The following is a 16,322-nucleotide window of genomic DNA, read 5'->3' as shown; positions in this document are numbered from 1 at the left end:
GGTGGTTTCCGCCGGTCCGCCTGCGGACGCGACAGCGCTTCATGACCGGTCCCTATCGGATCCGGTCAGGTTCGACCGGGAACTGCTGCGTGGTGCTGGTGCGATGGATACGGCATACACATTGGTGCGGGTTTTCAGCTGGCGATGAGGTCGTACGGCAATCGATGTTCCCGATGGCGCGAACGACTGTGTGTTCACGGCGAAGCGATGCTGGCGGCATCGCCCTCCTGACCGATCAGGACCGCGTTGGCCCAGTTGCCGCAGACCTGCGGCGACTGCGCGCCGAGCGTGCGCAGGCTCAGGTTGCGCAGGCCGCGGATGTCGAGTTCGGGTTTGACCACGCCCGGTGCCTTGACCAGGCCGCTGTCGTACAGCAGGCGGCCATCGCCCCAGACCTGGAATTGCAGGCCCCCGGCGGCACGGCAGCTGTCGTCGACGCCGAGATCGGCGCGCAGCAGTTGCCAGTTGCCCTGCAGGTTCACGTCGAGGCGGCTGTCCGCACCGACGCCGAGGCCGCGGCGGAACTGCAGGCCGTTCATGCGCATGTCGGCGGCACCGCCGAACGCCTTGTCGCGCGCGATGTGCTTCGCCAGCGTTTCCGGCATCGCCAGCTCGGACAGGTAGCGCTGCAGTTGCGGACGCTCGCCGGCCTGGTGCTCGAGGATGTGGAAGGTGGAAAGCGCGATCGGGCCGACGTCGCGCGGCTGCAGCGCGTCGTAGGCACGCGCCGCGCCCGTGCCGCCCTGCGCCGCCGTGACCATCGGGTCCAGCGCATTCGCGCCATCGCCTTCCGGGTTCTGCACGCTGAGCACGCGGAAACGCAGCAAGCGACCGGCACGCGGAGCGAATTCGATCTTCTGCACGCCCTGCTCCAGCTTCAGGCGACCGGTCGCGACCGGTTCGCCCCATTCGCCGTTGCTGTCGGCCAGATAGACCTCATAGTCGCGGATCTGCCCGTGCTTCCAGTTCTTGTCGTTGCGCGGCGCCAGTTCGATACCGTCGATCAGCTTGCGTTCGCCGAAACCGATGGTCCATTCGTGCGCGCCGGTGCGCACGGCCTGGTTGCGCACGCTGCGGAACCAGGTGCCCGGATCGTCGTCGAAGGCGTTCTCCAGCGGGTGGCCGGGTTCTTCGGCCGGGCGATTGACCACCAGCAGGCTGTCGGACGGCAGCGCGCGGCCCAACGCCGGCGCCGCCGGGAAAGCGTCGTCGGCCGCCGCCTTGGCGACAGGAATGTCGAGGCGGAACGCCAACGCCGTGCGGATATCGACCGGCGCGGTGCGCACGTGCACGGTGCCGCGACGTTCCTTGGCATCGAAGTACCAGCCTTCGTTCGCGGCATCGAACGCGGCGCGGTCGGCCAGCTTCGGCAACCCACGGCCATCCAGTTCCACCGCTTTCGGCTGCTGTCGGCTCAGCACACGCAACGCATAACGGCGCTGCGGCAACTGGCCGGCGTAGCTGCCCTTCACCGCACCGATGCCTACCTTTACTTCGCCGCTGCCCTGCGCCGGCGCATGCATGGAGACGACCTGCTCGCTGGATTCGCCCTGGGCGTAGCGGCGCGTGTTGCCGTCGTCCTCGTACAGCACGTACTGCGATTCGCCCTGCGGATACAGGTCGAATTCGACTTCATCCAGCGGCTTCTCGCCGTCGAACAGCATCGCCGGATACATCGGCAGGATCGCGCCGGCGCGCACGAACAGCGGCAGCGTCGCCAGTTCCACCTGGCGGTCGATCTGCCTGCCCTGCGCGCCCGCCTGCACCTGGCGGCCGTCCCAGTAATCGATCCAGCGGCCCGCCGGCAGGTGGATGTCGCGGCGCCAACCGCGGCTGGCGGCCTGGCTGCGATAGACCGGCGCGACCAGCAATTCGCGCCCGAGCAGGAACTGATACTTGTGCGCTTCGGTCTGCGCCTGCGGATCGTCCGGGTAATCCCACATCAGGCCGCGCACGATCGGCGCGCCGCTGGTTTCCGCATCGCGCGCCAGTCCGTACATGTACGGCGTCAGGCGCATCTTCAGCTTGAGATAGTCGCGGTTGATGCTGCGATAGGGTTCGTCGAACGCCCACGGATGCTTGCGCGAGTTCGCCGACCAGCCGGACATGCCCATCAGCACCGGCGTGAACGCCTTCCACTGCAGGTCGCGGGTATAGGTTTCCGCGCTGCCGCCGAAGATGCCGTCGACATCGCCCGTCGCATACGCATAACCGGACAGTCCGGAGCCGATGATCGTCGGGATGTGCCAGCGGATGTAGTCCCAACTGCCGCTCTGGTCGCCGGTCCATGCCACCGCGTAGCGCTGGATGCCGGCCCAGCCCATCACCGTCCAGAGGAACGGACGCGAATCGGAGTTGTCGAAGATGCCGTCGTAGGCCGAATGGTTCGCATCCATCGCGAACTGGTAGCCCTTGCCGGTCCAGGCCACGTCGAGCTTCTGCACGCGGGTGCCGGCCTTGCCGACTTCCCAGGCGATCTTCTCCACACCGTTCTCGGTCCACAGGCCGGTACGGAAGCCGTACTTCGCCAGGCCTTGTACCACTTTCGGCAGGTCGGTGTAGCCGCAGCCGTAGCCGTCGTTGGGCAGGATCCAGCCGCCGGGCATGTCGAACTCGCGGTACTTCTTGGCCACGCTGTCGACCACGTCGGGCGTGGTGCCGGTGGGGCCGTCGCTCCAGCCCTCTGGCACGGTGCCCGGCTTCTTCTTGTTGTCGCCGTCGTTGTAGCAATCGGCGTCGCCGTAGGAATAGCCCCAGCGCGGCAGCATGCGCGCGCGGCCGGTCAGCGCGGTGTAGCGATCGAGCAGTTCGTGCAGGCCATCGCCGACGAAGTAGTACGCGTCGAAACGATCTTCCTTGTGCAGCAGCGTGGCCGAATCGGGCTGGCGCAAATCGTACGCACCGTCCGCCCAGGTGTTGCGCAACATGCCCCAGCCGCGCGAACTGAGCAGCATCGGCGCGGGGCTCGGGCGATCGCCTTCTTCCCACCCGCCGGAATAGGAAATCTCCAGCTCGCGGCCCTTGAACTGGAAGCGGCCGTTCTGCTGGCCGCCGCCATAGAAATACTCGTCCGGCGTGCTGGAAAGCGTCTGCACGCTTTGTTCTTTCGCCAGGTCCAGCGGCTGCAACTCGCGCCACAACGGCACCGGCTTGCCGGCTTCGATGCGCTCCAGCGCCAGCCGCAGCGGCTGGCGCTGCACGTGCAACACCAGCGCATCGGTGCGGATGCGGATTTCGTTGGCGTCTTCTTCGACGTTGGCGGCGACCTTGACCGGTGCCTGGGGCAACACGATCGGCGTGGCCTTGTCGCCGGCCGGGCTCAGCTTGCCGTCGCGACCGGCCTGCACGCGAAACATATCGGCGCGCACCAGTTCGATGCGGACGCGGCTGCCGTTGTCGGTGACCAGTTCCCATGCCGGCGCAGCGCCGGCATCGGTCGCAGGCGCGAAGCTGCGCAGGTTGCCGACCGTTTCGGCCATGGCCGGGGACACGGCCGTTCCCAGCAATCCGGACAAGGCCAGCAACCAGCCGCAGCGTCGTTTCCTCGTCTCCACCCTGCCCTCGGCACCGCTTTCGCGGCAATTCGAAATGTCGAGCAAGGACTCTAGGGCAGCGTCTTTTCCAAAGTCAATAAATTGCAAAGAAAAAAATAAGATATTCTGTTTAAACGAAAGTTTGTGCGCAGCAAAACTTGCGAGAACCAGGGTGAAATGCGAATTTCTCGGCTATAACTTCAGTTGGAATTGAAACCAACCCTGCGAAAGATGGTCGCATTCGTGAACTCGATATCTTTCTATTAGCTTTCGATATTTGACTTTTCGAAAGAAAAAACGGATCGTGTGGCGGCCCAACTGGAATCGAGAATGGACGCCAATACGCTCCCCGACCTCTCCGCCTGGCAACGCCTCGGCGGAAGCGATACCGCCGCCGAAATCGCCCAGCAACCCGCGTTGTGGGATGAGCTGGCGGGTTTGCTGGAAGCGGCGCGCGCGCCGCTGGAAAGCTTCCTCGGCGACTGGCTGCGCAAGCCGGGGAATCGCGTCGTGTTCACCGGCGCAGGCAGCTCGGGTTTCATCGCCGAAATGGCCGCCGACGCGATCAACGCGCAATGGCCGGCCGAAATCCGCGCGATCCACACCACCAGCCTGCTGACCCATCCCGCGCTGTACCTGCAGCGCGACCGGCCCACCTTGCTGGTCTCGTTCGCACGCAGCGGCTCCAGTCCGGAGAGCGTCGCCGTCGTGGACCTGGTCCGCGACAGCGTGACCGAGGCGCGCTTCCTCGACATCACCTGCAATCCGGACGGCGAACTCGCCCGCCGCGGCCAGGGCCGCGCCGATACCTACACCCTGCTGATGCCGGCGGCCAGCTGCGACCGCGCCTTCGCCATGACCAGCAGCCTGACCTGCATGCTGCTGGCCGCGCTGGCCGCCTTCGACGAGGCGCCATGGCCGCAACGGCTCGAACGCCTGCACGCGCTCGCTGCGTTGGGCCGCAAGTCCGCGAACGAATGGGAAGCGGCAGTCGCCGAACTGGCGCGACAGCCGCATTCGCGCGTGATCTACCTCGGCAGCGGCCCGCTGGAAGCCGCCGCCCGCGAGGCTTCATTGAAGTTGCTGGAACTGACCGCGGGGCGGATACCGGCGCTGGCCAACACGCCGCTCGGTTTCCGCCATGGCCCCAAGTCGCTGCTCGACGGCGAAACGCTGGTGGTGGTCCTGCGCAGTGCGCAGCCGCTGGCGCGCCGCTATGAGCAGGACCTGCTCGACGAACTGCGCCGCGACGGCGTGGCGGGCCGCGTGCTGTCGGTCGGCCCGCAGGTGGCCGGCGAAACCGACGATTTCGCCCTGGCCGTTTCCACGGAACTCCCGGACGCCTGGCTGGCGCCGCTGTGGCTCGGCTTCGCCCAGCGTTATGCACTGCATCGTTCGGCCGCGCTGGGCTTCACTCCCGACAATCCGTTCCCGGACGGCACGGTCAATCGCGTCGTCCAGGGCGTTACGATCCATCGCCATGGCTGAAACCGAACCGGTGGGCGCGACCGCGATGCCGCTCTGGTATGGCATCGATATCGGCGGCACCAAGATCGAGCTGGTCGCCTGCGACGAGGACTTGCAGGTCGTGTACCGCGCGCGCCTGGCGACGCCGACGCAGGACTACGATGCGTTCCTGCGCGCGGTGGAAACGCTGGTCGGCGAAGCCGATGCGGGACTCGACGGCGTTTGCCGCGCGGTCGGCGTCGGCGTCCCCGGCGTGGTCGATCGCGACGGCCGCCAGCTCAGCGCCAATGTGCCCGCGCTGACCGGGCAACGCGTCGGCCATGACCTGCAACAGCGCCTGCAGCGCCCGCTGCACCAGGGCAACGACTTGCAGTGTTTCGCCGTGTCCGAGGCCAACGGCGGTGCGGCCGACGGTTATCCCAGCATGTTCGGCGCGATTCTCGGCACCGGCGCCGGCGGCGGTTTCTGCATCGAAGGTCGGCTGGTGGCCGGATGCAACGGCATGGCCGGCGAATGGGGACACTGGACCGCGCCGGCGACCCTGCTGCAGGAATATTCGCTGCCGGTATACGACTGCCCCTGCGGCCTGCGCGGCTGCGTCGAACGCTATGTGTCCGGTAGCGGCCTCGCGCAACTGCATCGGCACCTGGGCGGCGATTCGGCCGAAGCCAGCACCGTGGTCGCGCAGGCGCAGGCCGGCGACGCCTCGGCGCAATGCGCGCTGGACATCCATCGCGACCTGCTCGGCCATGCGCTGGCCGGCGTGGTGATGGCGCTGGATCCGCATGTCATCGTCCTCGGTGGCGGCCTGTCCAAACTCGAATCGCTGTATCGCGACCTGCCCTCTGCCATTGCCGCGCACTTGTTCAAGAGCGCCAGCGTGCCGCCGATCCTGCCGCCGAAATTCGGCGACGCCGGCGGTGCGCGCGGCGCAGCGCTGCTCGCGCGCCAACGCAGCCAGGCGCACTGACTTCCCCATTCTTCCGGAGCTTTCGCCTTGTCCCCGATCCAGGCCCTCATCGACACCCACCGTCGCGGCGACAACGTCGGCATCTACAGCGTCTGCTGCAGCCATGAACAGGTGCTGCTGGCGGCGATGCAGGTGGCCCGGGATTACGACACGGTGTTGCTGATCGAGGCGACGTCGAACCAGGTCGACCAGTTCGGCGGCTACACCGGCATGAATCCGGCGCAGTTCCGCGATTACGTGCTGGCATTGGCGCGCGCGCAGGACTTCCCGGCCGAACGCCTGGTCCTGGGCGGCGACCATCTCGGCCCGAACGCGTGGCAGAAGCTTCCCGCCGAGGACGCGATGGTCAACGCGCGCGAACTGATCCGCGCCTATGTCGCCGCGGGCTTCCACAAGATCCACCTCGACTGCAGCATGTCCTGCGCGGACGATCCGACTCCGCTTCCCGACGAAACCGTCGCCGCGCGTTCGGCCGAACTGGCGCGCATCGCCGAGACCACCGCGGCCGACGCCGGCCTGCCGCCGCCGGTGTACGTGATCGGCACCGAGGTGCCGGTGCCGGGCGGCGAAAGCTCGCTGGGCGGCGGTGTGCAAGTGACCACGCCACAGGCCGCGGCGAAGACGCTGGAAATCCATCGCCAGGCTTTTGCCGCGCCGGATCTGCAGGAGGCATGGCAGCGGGTGATCGCGATGGTCGTGCAACCCGGTGTCGATTTCGACCACAGCGACGTGCAGCACTACGCGCCCGCCGCGGCAGCCGCGTTGTCGGATTTCCTCGAACGGCAGCCGCGCATCGTGTTCGAGGCGCATTCCACCGACTACCAGACCGAAGCCTCGCTGCACGCGCTGGTGCGCGATCATTTCGCCATCCTCAAGGTCGGCCCCGCGGCGACCTTCGCCTTGCGCGAGGCGCTGTTCGCGCTGGCGAGGATCGAGGACGAGCTGCTGCCCGAATCCGAACGCTCGAACCTGGTCGATACCCTCGACCGCCGCATGGTCGAGCGCCCCAAGGACTGGCGGAACCATTACCATGGCGACGAACGCGAACTGCGCCTGTTGCGCCGCTATGCGCTGAGCGACCGTTGCCGCTATTACTGGGGCGACGCCGAGGTGAAGAAGGCGGTGGACCGGCTGGTCGACAACCTGCGCCGCCACGCGCCGCCTTCGACCCTGCTCAGCCAGTACCTGCCCGAGCAGTACCGGGCCGTGGTCGAAGGCAGGCTGCAGGCCGAACCGCTGGCCCTGGTCCGGCACAAGGTCTTCGGCCGCCTCGCCGAGTACGCCCGCGCCTGCGCGCGCAACGCGGCCGGCCCGCGCTGAGCGCGCGTTCCAGCATCGAAAGGGGATCCGAAATGCGCAACACCCGCCAACGCCGCGAACAGATCATGCAGTTGCTGATCCAGCACGGCGTCGTGCACGTTTCCGACCTGGTCGAACGCTTCGGCGTGTCGTCGGTGACGATCCGCGCCGACTTGACCCACATCGAGTCGCAGGGCCTGGCCACGCGCAACCACGGCGGCGCGGCACTGGTGCGCACGCCGCCGCAGGAACAGGACATCCACGAGAAGGACGAGCTGAACCATCCGTTGAAGGACGCGATCGGCGCCTGCGCGGCGCGGCTGGTCAAGCCGGGCGACAGCATCATCATCGATTCGGGTTCGACCACGATGATGCTGGCGCAGCACCTGCGCCTGCACCAGAACGTGATCGTGATGACCAATGGCCTCAACGTCGCCTGGGAGCTGGCCAACGCGCCCGGCGTCGAACTGCGCATGACCGGCGGCCTGCTGCGCAAGCAGGCGCTGTCGCTGCAGGGCAGCCAGGCCGAGGCCAGCCTGGGCCCCTACAGTTTCGACACGCTGTTCCTGGGCGTGGACGGATTCGACCTGCAGTTCGGCCTGACCACGCACCACGAAGCGGAAGCCAGCCTCAACCACCGCATGGTCGAACGCGCGCGCAAAGTCGTGGTGCTGACCGACGCATCGAAATTCGGCCGGGTCAGCCTGCACCGCATCGCCCTGCTCGACCAGGTCCACACCGTGATCACCGATCCCGGCATCAGCACCGAGTATCGCGAGGGGCTGCAGCGGTTAGGCATCGAGGTGATCGTCGTCGATCCGGTGCCCTGAGATCCGATCGACGACTCGTAGGAGCGCCCTTCAGGGCGCGACCGGTTATCTCGTCGCGCCCTGAAGGGCGCTCCTACAACAGCGGGAACACCAAAATGAAAAAGCCCGCAGCTCTGCGGGCTTTTTTTCTTCCACCAATTTGTGGAGGCCTGGGTCGGAATTGAACCGGCGTACGCGGATTTGCAGTCCGCTGCATGACCACTCTGCCACCAGGCCGGTGACGTCCGGCGACACCATAGCGCAGATGGCGTCGCCGACAAACAAAACCCCGGCTTGGCCGGGGCTTTGCGAAAACTGGAGCGGGAAACGAGACTCGAACTCGCGACCCCGACCTTGGCAAGGTCGTGCTCTACCAACTGAGCTATTCCCGCGGGGTGAGGCGCGAAATTCTACCGTCCTTTCTGGAACTGTCAACAGCCGCTTGTTCATCCGCGCGCAAACTCGGCCACGCCGCGTGCAGGTACTGGACCCCGGACCACAACGTCAGCACCGCGGCCACCGCCAGCAGCCAGTCGCCGACGTGGAAAACCGCCTTGCCCAGCCAGATCCCGGCGCCCGGGTCGAACTGCTGCTGCGGCGAAACCGAATACAGCAGGCAGCCCAGCGCGACCATCTGCGCGATGGTCTTGATCTTGCCGATGGTCGCGACCTTGACCTTGGCCCGCTGGCCGATTTCGGCCATCCATTCGCGCAGCGCCGACACCGCAATTTCGCGGCCGACGATCACCGCGGCCCAGAACGCCATCCACGGCGTCGGATGGCCCTGCACGATCAGGAACAGCGACACCGCGACCATCAGCTTGTCCGCGACCGGATCGAGGAAGGCCCCGAAGGCCGAATGCAGCTCGTAGCGGCGCGCGATCCAGCCGTCCAGCGCATCGGTGACCGCGGCTAGCACGAACACGAACACCGCGGCGAAATTCGTCCACCGGTAAGGCAGGTAGAACACCACCACCAGCACCGGGATCAGCACGATGCGCAGCAGGGTCAGCCAGGTGGGGATGGTGAACTTCATTCGTTGCCGGTCGAGGATGGCGACACGGGCGGCGCCAGCCCGTGCAGGTTAGCGTAGATTCGCGCGGCGAGCGCGGCGTTGATGCCTTCGACGCGGGCGATTTCGTCCTCGCCGGCGGCCTTCAGTCCCGCCAATCCGCCGAAATGCTTCAGCAGGCTGGCGCGGCGGCGCGGACCGATGCCTTCGATGTCCTCGAGCCGGCTGGTCATGCGCGCCTTCTGCCGGCGGCCGCGATGGCCGGTGATGGCGAAGCGGTGCGCCTCGTCGCGCACCTGCTGGATCAGTTGCAGCGCGGGTGAAGCCGCGCCCGGCCGCACTTCGCGGCCGTCGGCCAGCACCAGGGTCTCGTGGCCGGCCCGGCGCTCCTCGCCCTTGGCCACGCCGACCAGCACCACGCTGTCTATGCCGAGGTCGGCCAATGCGGCCTTGGCTTGCGCCAGCTGCCCCGCGCCGCCGTCGATCAACAGCACATCGGGAAGCACCCCACCCTCTTCCACCGCGCGACGGAAGCGGCGATCCAGGGCCTGGCGCATCGCCGCGTAATCGTCGCCCGGCTCGATGCCGGTGATGTTGTAGCGGCGGTACTGCCCGCGCACCGCCCCGGCGGCGTCGAAAACCACGCAGGAAGCCACGGTCGCTTCGCCCATGGTGTGACTGATGTCGAAGCACTCGATCCGCTTGGCCGGCTCGGGCAAGTCGAGCAGCTCGCGCAAGGCCTCGCTGCGCGCGTGCTGCGCGTCGCGGCTGGACAGTTCCGTCGCCAGGGTGACTTCGGCATTGCGCCGGGCCAGGTCGAGGTAGCCGGCGCGTTCGCTGCGCACGTTCCACTTCAACTGCACCTTGCGCCCGGCCGCCGCGCCCAGCGCCGCTTCGATCAGTTCCGCATCGGGGATCTCGCGATCCAGCACGATCTCGGCCGGCGGCGTCTGCTCGGCGTAGTACTGCGACACGAACGCCGCCAGCACTTCGCCGGCGCTGTCCTCGCCGTTGGTCCGGGGAAAGAAGGCCCGCGTGCCGAGGTTGCGGCCGTCGCGGAACGCCAGCAGCAACACGCAGGCCGCGCTGCCCTGCATCGCGCAGGCGAGCACGTCGAGGTCGGCGGCGTGGCCGTCGACGTACTGGCGCGCCTGCAGGCTGCGGATGCTGGCGACCAGGTCGCGCAGGCGCGCGGCCTGCTCGAAATCCAGGCGCGCGCTGGCCGCTTCCATCGCCCCGGTCAGCTCGCCGGTCAGCTCGTCGCTGCGGCCGTCCAGCAGCAGCGTGGCGCGACGCACCGCCTCGGCATATTCCGGCGCGGGCACCAGGCCCACGCACGGCGCGCTGCACCGGCCGATCTGGTACTGCAGGCACGGCCGCGAGCGATTGCGGAACACGCTGTCCTCGCAGTTGCGCAGCTTGAACAGCTTCTGCATCACGTTCAGCGTTTCGTGCACCGCGCCCACCGCCGGATACGGACCGAAATAGCGCCCCGGCACCGCGCGCGGGCCGCGATGCATGGCGATGCGCGGCCATGGCTCCTGGGTCAGCAGCACGTATGGGTAGCTCTTGTCATCGCGCAGCATCACGTTGTAGCGCGGCACGAGCGACTTGATCAGCTGGTTTTCCAGCAGCAGCGCCTCGGCCTCGGTACGGGTGACGGTCACGTCCATCCGCGCGACCTGGGCCAGCATCGCCAGCGTGCGCGGCGTCTTCGGCGAGCTGTTGAAGTAGCTGGCGACGCGCTTGCGCAGCGCACCGGCCTTGCCCACGTACAGCAGGCTGCCGTCGGCCGCGTACATGCGGTACACGCCCGGCGCGGTGCTCAGGCCGGCGGCGAAGGCCTTGCCGTCGAAATCGTTGGCGGCGGTGGAACTCATCGATCGGGATTATGCCTCGTGGGAGCGGCTATGGCCGCGATGAGGCCTTTTCGTGGATATCCAATCGCGGCTATGGCCGCTCCCACGAAACACGCTCCTGCGTATTTCCGATGCGCACGGCGATGCGTTGCGCGGCAGCGTCGACCTCGGTCCAGGTGCGTTCGAAATCGCTCGTATCGCCGTAATACGGGTCGGCGACTTCGCCTTCGGGTTCGACGCCAGCCCAGTCGAGCAACAGCACGGCCTTTTCGGCGAGTCCGATGGGTGCGATGCGACGCGCATCGATCAGGTTCTGCACGTCCGCGCACAGCAGCCAGTCGAAATATTCGAAATCGGAAGCCTTCAACTTGCGTGCGCGCAAACCGCCGATATCGACTCCGTGCCCGCGCGCGCAGGCGATCGCACGCCGGTCGGGCGCTTCGCCGGCATGCCAGCCGCCGGTACCGGCCGAATCGGTTTCCACCCAGTCCAGCCCGGCCGCGTCCAGGCGCGCTCGCAGCGCCCCTTCGGCCATCGGCGAACGGCAGATGTTGCCCAGGCACACCGCGAGCAGCTTCATCCGCCCCGCCCGGCCAGCCACGCCTCGGCCCGGTGCAGGTCTTCTTCGGTGTCGACCCCGGGTGGGAACGGCTCGGGAGTCAACGCCGCAGCGATGCGGAACCCCGCTTCCAGCGCACGCAATTGCTCGAGCGATTCGACCTTCTCCAGCCGCCCCGGCGGCAGCGCGGCGAAACGGCGCAGGAAGCCGGCGCGATAGGCATAGATGCCGATATGGCGCAGGCATTCGCCAGGCATCAGCGCGCGACGGTCCTGGGCGAAGGCATCGCGGTGCCATGGGATCGGCGCGCGACTGAAGTACAACGCGTTGCCGTTGGCATCGCGTACCAGCTTGACCGCGTTGGGGTCGAAGAACTCGTCGGGATCGACGATTTCCGCGGCCAGCGTGGCCATCTCCGTGCCGCTGGCCTCCAGCGTTTCCGCGACTTTGCGGATGCCTGCCGCCGGCGCGAACGGCTCGTCGCCCTGCAGGTTGACCACGATGGCGTCGTCGTTCCAACCGGCGATATCCGCGCATTCGGCCAAGCGATCGCTGCCGGAAACATGGCTGGCGGCGGTCATCGCCACGCGCACGCCACTGCCCTGCAAGGCTTCGGCGATGCGTTCATCGTCGGTGGCGACCCACGCCTCGCGCGCGCCGGCATCCAGCGCACGACGGGCGACGCGCAGCACCATCGGCACGCCGCCGATCTCGCGCAACGGCTTGCCCGGCAGGCGGGTCGAGGCATAGCGGGCGGGAATGGCAACGACGAAGTCGGTCATGGTGGCTCGTGGATCAGTACGGGGCGCGATCAGTTCAGGTTCGTCATCCCGGCGAAAGCCGGGATCCATCTTGATTTTGATTCTTCGTCGGTTTCATTGCTGAAAGCAACAGCAAAATGGATCCCGGCTTTCGCCGGGATGACGATTCTCAAGGCTCATCCTTTTTTCGCACGCGCGTTCGCGGCCGCCAGCCTGTCCAACAACGCCACCCAGAACGCCTCCGGCAATTCCGCGTTCACCGGCACGCTGTAATCCCAGTCGGTGGCGAAGGCCGCGCACTTGACTGCATCCTTTTCGGTCATCAGTACCGGCAGTTCGCTGCCGAAAGCCAGGTCCTGCCGGGTGTAGCGGTGATGGTCGTCGAAGGCGTGCGGCACCACGCCGAGGCCCTGTTCGCGCAGCATCGAGAAGAAGCGCTGCGGATTGCCGATGCCGGCCACCGCATGCACGCGCTGGCCCGAGAACGCCGACAGCGGGCGCAGGCGCCCGCCGCGCATCGGCACGGCACCCTCGACGCGCAGATGCATCGGCCATTCGCCGAAGCCCGCCTCGCCCGCGCCCATGCCCAGGTTGAGCACGCGGAAGTCGCACTCGCCGCCGCGTTCGGCCGGCTCTCGCAGCGGTCCCGCCGGCAGCAGGCGGCCGTTGCCGTAACGGCGCGCGGCATCGATCACTTCGATCTCGATGTCGCGTTGCAGGCGGTAGTGCTGCAGGCCGTCATCGCAGACGACCACGTCGCAGCCGGCGGCGGCCAGCTCGCGCGCAGCGGCGACACGATCGCGGTCCACGCGCACGCGCACCCCGGTGCGCCGTGCGATCAGCACCGGCTCATCGCCACCTTCGTCCGGCGAAGTCTTCGCATCGACCCAGCGCGGGGTCGCTTCGTCCGCGCGACCGTAGCCGCGGCTGGCCACACCGGGATTCCAGCCGGCCTCGCGCAGGCGCTGCACGATGGCGACGGTCAACGGGGTCTTGCCGGTGCCGCCGACGCTGACGTTGCCGACCACGATCACCGGCACGCCCACGCGTTGCGACTTCAGCAGGTTCTTCGCGAACAGGCGCCGGCGCAACGCGATGGCGCGCGCGTACACCGCCGCTAGTGCCTGCGCATGCGCGGGCACGGTGCCTTCGCCATACCAGTACGCAGGGGTTTGCTGTTTCGACTTGCTCACTCGGCCTCGCGGAACTGCATGCCGTGCAGGTGCGCGTACAGCCCGCCGCGCGCCAGCAATTCGGCGTGGGTGCCCTGCTCCACCAACCGGCCCTGGTCCAGGACCAGCACCTGGTCGGCGTGTTCGATGGTCGAAAGCCGGTGCGCGATGACCAGGGTCGTGCGGTCCGGCATCAACTTCTGCAATGCGTTCTGCACCAGGCGTTCGGATTCGTTGTCGAGCGCGGCGGTAGCCTCGTCGAGGATCAGTATCGGCGCGTCCTTCAGCATCGCGCGGGCGATGGCCAGGCGCTGGCGCTGGCCGCCGGAAAGCCGGCCGCCCTTGGCGCCGATCTGCGCCTGCAGGCCGTCCGGCAGGGTCTCGACGAACTCCATGGCGTTGGCGCCGCGTACCGCCTGTTCCAACGCCGGCTGCCCGGCCTGGGCCAGTTCGCCGTAGGCCACGTTGTCCGCGACGCTGCCGTCGAACAGCATCACCTGCTGCCCGACCAGGGCGATCTGCCGGCGCAGGTCGGCGAGGCGGTAGTCCTGCACGCCATGGCCGTCGAGCAGGATCTGTCCGCTTTCGGCTTCGTAGAAGCGCGGGATCAGCTTGACCAGCGTGGACTTGCCGCTGCCCGAACGGCCGACGATGGCGGTGACCGTGCCGGGGCTCGCGACGAAGCTGATGTTCTCGATCGCCGGCCGCGTCGCGCCGGGATAGCGTGCGGTGACGTTGCGGAATTCGAGCTGGCCCTGCGCTCGCGCCAACGGCAGCGTGCCGGTGTCGGTTTCGTCGGGCGCATCCAGCACGTCGAACAGGCGTTCCGCCGAGGCCACGCCACGCTGCAGCATGTTCTGCACGTTGGTCAGCTGCCGCAGCGCGGGGATGATGCCGGCCATCGACAGCAGCAGGGTGAAGAAAGCGCCCGCGGTCAGCCGGCCGGCCTGCGCTTCCAGGCCGGCGATCAGCAGCAGCACGGCCAGGCCGACCGCGCCCATGGTTTGCACCACGGCGGTCGCCACGCCACGCGTGGTTTCCACTTTCATCGCCAGATTCAGGTTGATGTCGGCCAGCGTGCGGTAGCGCGCCGTTTCCGCGGCCTGGGCGCCGTACACCTTCACTTCCTGCTGGTTGGACAACGCCTGGTCCGCGGCCTGCAGCAGGTTGCCGCTGCTTTCCTGGATGCGGTGGCTGACCTTGCGGTAGCGGCGCGCCACCTTGTTCATCACCCAGGCCAGCGGCGGCGCCAGCAGCAGGATCGACAACGTCACCAGCCAGCTCGTCCACAGCATCACGCCGAGCAGGAACAAGGCCTGCAGGGCCTGCTGGATCATGACCTTCATCGCGTCGACGGCCGCCTGCGACACCTGATCGCTGTCGGAGCCCAGCCGGATCAGCATGGAGGGCACCGGCTCGGTATCGAAGCGCAAGCCGGACATGCGCAGGTACTTGCCCAGCACGCCCACGCGCAGGTCGCGGGCAATGCTGCGTGCGGAACGGCCCATGGCCAGGTCGGTGACGAAGCCGGCGAAGCCGCGCACCAGGAACACCAGCACGATCAACGCCGGCAGCACCCAGATGTTGTCGACGTCGCGCGCTTCGAACGTGCGATTGGTGATCGGCTCCATCAGCTTGGCGAAGGCCGCGCTGCCGCCGGCTTCGACCAACGCGGCCACGAACGCCAGTCCCAGCAGCCCCCGATACGGCTTGGCGAAACCGAGCAGGCGCCGGTAGGTTTGCCACGGCGATGGCCTTTCGTTCACCGTTTCTGCTCCGGCGCGGTGGCGAACTGCACGTTGCGGAAACCGAGCTGGCCCAGCACGTCCAGCGCGGTGATCACCGCCTGGGTCTGCGCGCGCGCGTCGGCGCGCAGCAGCACCGGGCGCTCGTGGTCGGTGCCGCCCAACTGGGCGACGGCCTGCTTCAGCGCGTCGGCGTCGGTGCGCAGCACTTCGTGGTCGCCGACGAAATAGCGTCCCTCGGCGTTGATCAACACGCTCAGCGGCTGCGACTGCGCTTCGGCGGGTTCGCCGGTGGCGGTCGGCAGTTGCAGCTTCAGGGTCGAACGCGCGTCGAAGGTGGTGGTGACCACGAAGAAAATGATCAACACCAGGATGACGTCGATCAACGGAATCAGGTTGATCTCCGGTTCGTCGTGGGCACGGTCGTCGCGGATGCGCATCGTCGGTCGGTTCAGCGTTGATTCGCGCCGCGCACGCGGGCCAATGCGCCGTTCTTGTCGTCCAGCGTATCGAGCAAGGTGGTGGCTTCGCGCTCCATTTCAATGACGTAGCCGGCGACGCGACTGCGGAAATGGCGATGGAACACCAACGCCGGGATCGCCACGATCATGCCGGTGGCGGTGCAGACCAAGGCCTTGCCGATGCCGCCGGCGAGCTGGTTCACGTCGCCGATGCCGTGGTCGAGGATGCCGAGGAACATCTGGATCATGCCGACCACGGTGCCGAACAGGCCCAGCAGCGGTCCCGCCGCGGCGATGGTGCCCAGCGCGTTGAGGAAACGCTCCATGCGATGGACCTGGTGGCGGCCGGTGTCCTCGATGCGCTCGCGGATCAGCACCCGCGGGCGGTCGCGCACGTCCAGCGCGGCGGCCAGCAGCGCACCCAGCGGCGAATTGCGGCGCAGGGTTTCGATGTGCGCCGGATCGAGCTGCCCGCCGGACGCCCAGCGACGCACTTCGTCGCCGAGGCCGGGCGGCAGCACTTCCTTGCGCCGCAGGCTCCAGAAGCGTTCCACCACGATGGCCAGGGCCAATACCGCGAGCAGCAGCAGGGGAATCATCGGCCAACCGCCGGCCTTGACCAGTTCCAGCACGCAATCCTCCGGCCCCGGGCCGTTAAGCGAAGGCCATAGGATA

At 67.6% G+C, this 16,322-nt stretch carries 14 protein-coding genes and 2 tRNA genes; 4 read left to right on the top strand and 12 right to left on the bottom strand.

Annotated features, from left to right (window positions below; genetic code table 11):
• Window positions 1-194: 194 nt before the first annotated feature.
• Window positions 195-3,479, bottom strand: a complete 3,285-nt coding sequence (locus J5837_RS12700) for a TIM-barrel domain-containing protein (protein WP_210537563.1) — start codon at window positions 3,477-3,479, stop codon at window positions 195-197.
• Window positions 3,480-3,863: 384 nt separating this feature from the next.
• On the opposite strand from J5837_RS12700, the gene J5837_RS12695 reads away from it, so the two are divergent.
• From J5837_RS12695 to J5837_RS12680, 4 genes are read left to right on the top strand one after another with little or no spacing between them, the layout of a single operon-like run.
• Window positions 3,864-5,021: an SIS domain-containing protein gene (locus J5837_RS12695; RefSeq protein ID WP_210537142.1), complete on the top strand. Its 1,158-nt coding sequence runs from the start codon at window positions 3,864-3,866 to the stop codon at window positions 5,019-5,021.
• Between the two features lie 25 nt (window positions 5,022-5,046).
• A complete protein-coding gene (locus tag J5837_RS12690; RefSeq protein WP_210537562.1) occupies window positions 5,047-5,970 on the top strand; it encodes an ROK family protein in 924 nt (307 codons plus the stop codon).
• A gap of 27 nt (window positions 5,971-5,997) precedes the next feature.
• Window positions 5,998-7,290 (top strand): D-tagatose-bisphosphate aldolase, class II, non-catalytic subunit, encoded by a 1,293-nt coding sequence (locus J5837_RS12685; RefSeq protein ID WP_210537141.1) that lies wholly within the window; start codon window positions 5,998-6,000, stop codon window positions 7,288-7,290.
• A gap of 32 nt (window positions 7,291-7,322) precedes the next feature.
• Entirely contained in the window at window positions 7,323-8,099 is a 777-nt protein-coding gene (locus J5837_RS12680; RefSeq protein WP_210537140.1) for a DeoR family transcriptional regulator, read from the top strand.
• A gap of 142 nt (window positions 8,100-8,241) precedes the next feature.
• On the opposite strand, the gene J5837_RS12675 is transcribed toward J5837_RS12680, so the two are convergent.
• From J5837_RS12675 to J5837_RS12630, 11 genes are all read right to left on the bottom strand, one after another.
• A tRNA-Cys gene (locus J5837_RS12675) sits at window positions 8,242-8,315 on the bottom strand.
• A 79-nt stretch (window positions 8,316-8,394) separates the two neighbouring features.
• Window positions 8,395-8,470, bottom strand: a tRNA-Gly gene (locus tag J5837_RS12670).
• The gene (pgsA, locus tag J5837_RS12665; protein WP_210537139.1) at window positions 8,461-9,114 is read right to left on the bottom strand and encodes a CDP-diacylglycerol--glycerol-3-phosphate 3-phosphatidyltransferase; all 654 of its coding nucleotides are present in this window, start codon (window positions 9,112-9,114) and stop codon (window positions 8,461-8,463) included. Before pgsA ends, J5837_RS12670 begins: the two co-directional genes overlap by 10 nt.
• Complete coding sequence (gene uvrC, locus J5837_RS12660) at window positions 9,111-10,970, bottom strand: excinuclease ABC subunit UvrC (RefSeq protein ID WP_210537138.1); 1,860 nt, start codon at window positions 10,968-10,970, stop codon at window positions 9,111-9,113. The genes pgsA and uvrC overlap by 4 nt, the downstream gene beginning before the upstream one ends.
• A gap of 70 nt (window positions 10,971-11,040) precedes the next feature.
• Window positions 11,041-11,529 (bottom strand): low molecular weight protein-tyrosine-phosphatase, encoded by a 489-nt coding sequence (locus J5837_RS12655; RefSeq protein WP_210537137.1) that lies wholly within the window; start codon window positions 11,527-11,529, stop codon window positions 11,041-11,043.
• Entirely contained in the window at window positions 11,526-12,290 is a 765-nt protein-coding gene (kdsB, locus tag J5837_RS12650; protein WP_210537136.1) for a 3-deoxy-manno-octulosonate cytidylyltransferase, read from the bottom strand. The genes J5837_RS12655 and kdsB overlap by 4 nt, the downstream gene beginning before the upstream one ends.
• Window positions 12,291-12,319: 29 nt before the next feature.
• Window positions 12,320-12,442, bottom strand: coding sequence for a hypothetical protein (locus tag J5837_RS16525; protein ID WP_280518228.1), 123 nt, complete (start codon window positions 12,440-12,442; stop codon window positions 12,320-12,322).
• A 3-nt stretch (window positions 12,443-12,445) separates the two neighbouring features.
• Window positions 12,446-13,462, bottom strand: coding sequence for a tetraacyldisaccharide 4'-kinase (gene lpxK / locus J5837_RS12645; RefSeq protein WP_210537135.1), 1,017 nt, complete (start codon window positions 13,460-13,462; stop codon window positions 12,446-12,448).
• Window positions 13,459-15,207, bottom strand: coding sequence for a lipid A export permease/ATP-binding protein MsbA (msbA, locus tag J5837_RS12640; RefSeq protein WP_210537134.1), 1,749 nt, complete (start codon window positions 15,205-15,207; stop codon window positions 13,459-13,461). The genes lpxK and msbA overlap by 4 nt, the downstream gene beginning before the upstream one ends.
• Window positions 15,204-15,626: an ExbD/TolR family protein gene (locus J5837_RS12635; RefSeq protein ID WP_210537133.1), complete on the bottom strand. Its 423-nt coding sequence runs from the start codon at window positions 15,624-15,626 to the stop codon at window positions 15,204-15,206. The genes msbA and J5837_RS12635 overlap by 4 nt, the downstream gene beginning before the upstream one ends.
• Window positions 15,627-15,637: 11 nt before the next feature.
• The gene (locus tag J5837_RS12630; RefSeq protein ID WP_210537132.1) at window positions 15,638-16,279 is read right to left on the bottom strand and encodes a MotA/TolQ/ExbB proton channel family protein; all 642 of its coding nucleotides are present in this window, start codon (window positions 16,277-16,279) and stop codon (window positions 15,638-15,640) included.
• Between the last annotated feature and the right edge of the window lie 43 nt (window positions 16,280-16,322).

This window comes from Pseudoxanthomonas helianthi (assembly GCF_017939625.1).
In the GTDB taxonomy this organism is placed as follows: Bacteria; Pseudomonadota; Gammaproteobacteria; order Xanthomonadales; family Xanthomonadaceae; genus Pseudoxanthomonas_A; species Pseudoxanthomonas_A helianthi.
The sequence above is the reverse complement of the archived record's forward strand: the minus strand, read 5'-3'. Positions and strand labels throughout refer to the sequence as shown.

Excerpts from the sequence above, each read along its gene's own strand:
- J5837_RS12690 (WP_210537562.1), top strand. The coding sequence starts at position 5,047 with ATGCCGCTCTGGTATGGCATCGATATCGGCGGCACCAAGATCGAGCTG.
- J5837_RS12655 (WP_210537137.1), bottom strand. The coding sequence starts at position 11,529 with ATGAAGCTGCTCGCGGTGTGCCTGGGCAACATCTGCCGTTCGCCGATG.
- J5837_RS12635 (WP_210537133.1), bottom strand. The coding sequence starts at position 15,626 with ATGCGCATCCGCGACGACCGTGCCCACGACGAACCGGAGATCAACCTG.
- uvrC (WP_210537138.1), bottom strand. The coding sequence starts at position 10,970 with ATGAGTTCCACCGCCGCCAACGATTTCGACGGCAAGGCCTTCGCCGCC.
- J5837_RS12700 (WP_210537563.1), bottom strand. The coding sequence starts at position 3,479 with ATGGCCGAAACGGTCGGCAACCTGCGCAGCTTCGCGCCTGCGACCGAT.
- J5837_RS12680 (WP_210537140.1), top strand. The coding sequence starts at position 7,323 with ATGCGCAACACCCGCCAACGCCGCGAACAGATCATGCAGTTGCTGATC.
- pgsA (WP_210537139.1), bottom strand. The coding sequence starts at position 9,114 with ATGAAGTTCACCATCCCCACCTGGCTGACCCTGCTGCGCATCGTGCTG.
- kdsB (WP_210537136.1), bottom strand. The coding sequence starts at position 12,290 with ATGACCGACTTCGTCGTTGCCATTCCCGCCCGCTATGCCTCGACCCGC.
- J5837_RS12695 (WP_210537142.1), top strand. The coding sequence starts at position 3,864 with ATGGACGCCAATACGCTCCCCGACCTCTCCGCCTGGCAACGCCTCGGC.